1 tRNA gene and 2 rRNA genes (1 of these 3 only partly in view) are annotated in these 1,895 nt (G+C 55.6%); all 3 read left to right on the plus strand.

Going from position 1 to position 1,895, the window contains the following annotated elements:
* Positions 1–1,235, plus strand: a 23S ribosomal RNA gene (locus HB777_34745) (it extends 1,594 nt beyond the left edge of the window).
* Positions 1,236–1,503: 268 nt separating this feature from the next.
* A 5S ribosomal RNA gene (gene rrf, locus HB777_34750) occupies positions 1,504–1,618 on the plus strand.
* A 197-nt stretch (positions 1,619–1,815) separates the two neighbouring features.
* Positions 1,816–1,892: transfer RNA gene (locus HB777_34755), tRNA-Met, on the plus strand.
* Positions 1,893–1,895: the final 3 nt, after the last annotated feature.

Raw genomic sequence — 1,895 nt, forward strand, 5'->3', positions numbered from 1 at the left:
GTATACCAAGGCGCTTGAGAGAACTATGCTGAAGGAACTCGGCAAATTGCACGCGTAACTTCGGAAGAAGCGTGACCCTTTTCTACGCAAGTAGAGGAGGGTGGCACAGACCAGGGGGTAGCGACTGTTTATCAAAAACACAGGGCTCTGCGAAGTCGCAAGACGACGTATAGGGTCTGACGCCTGCCCGGTGCTGGAAGGTTAAGAGGAGGGGTGCAAGCTCTGAATCGAAGCCCCAGTAAACGGCGGCCGTAACTATAACGGTCCTAAGGTAGCGAAATTCCTTGTCGGGTAAGTTCCGACCTGCACGAATGGCGTAACGACTTCCCCGCTGTCTCCAGCATAGACTCAGTGAAATTGAATTCCCCGTGAAGATGCGGGGTTCCTGCGGTTAGACGGAAAGACCCCGTGCACCTTTACTATAGCTTTACATTGGCATTCGTAGTGGCATGTGTAGGATAGGTGGTAGGCTTTGAAACCTGGGCGCCAGCTCAGGTGGAGCCACCCTTGAAATACCACCCTTATTACTATGGATGTCTAACCGCGGCCCGTTATCCGGGTCCGGGACAATGTATGGTGGGTAGTTTGACTGGGGCGGTCGCCTCCTAAAGAGTAACGGAGGCGCGCGATGGTGGGCTCAGAACGGTCGGAAATCGTTCGCTGAGTGCAATGGCATAAGCCTGCCTGACTGCGAGACTGACAAGTCGAGCAGAGACGAAAGTCGGTCATAGTGATCCGGTGGTCCCGCGTGGAAGGGCCATCGCTCAACGGATAAAAGGTACGCCGGGGATAACAGGCTGATGACCCCCAAGAGTCCATATCGACGGGGTTGTTTGGCACCTCGATGTCGACTCATCGCATCCTGGGGCTGGAGCAGGTCCCAAGGGTATGGCTGTTCGCCATTTAAAGCGGTACGTGAGTTGGGTTCAGAACGTCGTGAGACAGTTCGGTCCCTATCTGCCGTGGGTGTAGGAATATTGAAAGGATCTGTCCCTAGTACGAGAGGACCGGGATGGACGGATCTCTGGTGGACCTGTTGTGGCGCCAGCCGCATAGCAGGGTAGCTATATCCGGACGGGATAACCGCTGAAGGCATCTAAGCGGGAAACCCACCTTAAAACGAGTATTCCCTGAGAACCGTGGAAGACGACCACGTTGATAGGCCGGGTGTGGAAGAGCGGCAACGCTTGAAGCTTACCGGTACTAATAGTTCGATCGGCTTGATCGTTCTCATTCCTTATGCTCATCGTGAAACACGATGGTCTTACCAGCGCTCACGCATGAGCGGCCCCTCTGGGGCCTATGCTCCGCGAGGGCGCCGGAAAACCGGCGACGCGCAGTCGCGCTTGCGGGCTTATGCCCGAAGCGCCCTGTAGATAACGTCGCCTTGGCACGGAAAGACGGGCAAATGGCACAAGCTTATAGCGAGCAGGTATCTCCTACTCACTATTCCCTACTGCCTAATCCCTAACCCAGCTTCTCGAACAACGTGCGTTTTGCCGACCTGGTGGTTATGGCGGAGCGGCTGCACCCGATCCCATTCCGAACTCGGCCGTGAAACGCTCCAGCGCTGATGGTACTTCGTCTCAAGACGCGGGAGAGTAGGTCGCTGCCAGGTCTGCTAAACGCACGTTGAAATCTTCTCTCTACGAAAAGGCCCGCCAATCGGGAAACCTCGGGCCGCGAAAGCGGCCCTTTCATTTGGTGAGCCATCTACCTATTTGTAAGCCATCCTATTCGTAGGCCTCGGCTTACGTCCAATAAAGCAAGCAAGTGCTTGCCTAGGAACGCAAGCAAACGCTTGCCTAGAGGTGACGCGGGGTGGAGCAGCCCGGTAGCTCGTCAGGCTCATAACCTGAAGGTCACAGGTTCAAATCCTGTCCCCGCAACCAAAC

It is taken from the genome of Mesorhizobium loti (assembly GCA_014189435.1).
GTDB lineage: Bacteria > Pseudomonadota > Alphaproteobacteria > Rhizobiales > Rhizobiaceae > Mesorhizobium > Mesorhizobium loti_G.